Raw genomic sequence first — 943 nt, forward strand, 5'->3', positions numbered from 1 at the left:
AAGCGCAGCGGCCCGACAAATGCCGGCTCCGTACTCAAACTCAGATTGCTATAAACGGCATTGCCGGTTGGCACGCCAGTGTTGTCAAACAGCAGCTCCTCGGTACCACTCTGGGTGTTTTTCACGTAGACGCTGCCCGCACTGCCGTGCCAAGCATTTGTTGAAAGGCCTCCACGCGCGCTCAGTCGCCCATCCAGACTGCCCTGAGTTAGCTGCCCATAATGCACCGCCACTCGGCCGCCGCCGCCGCCGCCATAGGTTTGCGCAGATGTGCTACCGCCACCATCGGCCTGGATACGGGCCTGCTCGCCCAAGCCCAGGCTGCCCACCTGCAACAGTACGGAGCCACCGCTGCCTGAGCCGTAGCTTGAACCAGTGATCGTCTGACCATCAGCGAGAATCTGACCATCGAGACTCAGGCTGTCCGCAATCAACTCCAAAGCACCTCCACCACGCGTTACCTCGGATGATGATGAGCGGCGCCCTCCCTGACCCAAAGTGCGCGGCAGCCGGTAATCGCCATAGCTACCGAATGAGTAATAGTTGCTACTACCCGTGGAATAGCCACCACCACGCCCACCATGACTGCCACCACTGTAATAATTGGTGGAGCCACTGGTTATGCCTCCGTTGCCTCTAGCACTTACGTCGATACGGGAGCTCTGATCGACTGTCACCTGCGCAGCCCGCAGGGTTAGAGGCTTACCATACAAAGACGTCAACTGAGACGATTGCCGCACACTGACCTGAGCAAAAGCCTGCTCGCCAGCAAATAGCAGCTCACTGCCTGTCAATTCCAGGCTGCGCCGCGGTGTCAAAGTGGCGTCATAAGGAAACTCATCGCTCAAGCTTGCCTTAGCATTAATAAAGCGCAGCGGCCCGACAAATGCCGGCTCCGTACTCAAACTCAGATTGCTATAAACGGCATTGCCGGTTGGCACGC

Annotated in this window: 1 pseudogene; it reads right to left on the reverse strand. The window is 58.0% G+C overall.

From position 1 onward, the window contains the following. Positions 1-943: pseudogene (locus tag AYB31_RS21765) on the reverse strand (hypothetical protein); the annotation flags it as partial.

This window comes from Pseudomonas sp. BMS12 (assembly GCF_001592875.1).
Classification (GTDB): Bacteria; Pseudomonadota; Gammaproteobacteria; order Pseudomonadales; family Pseudomonadaceae; genus Aquipseudomonas.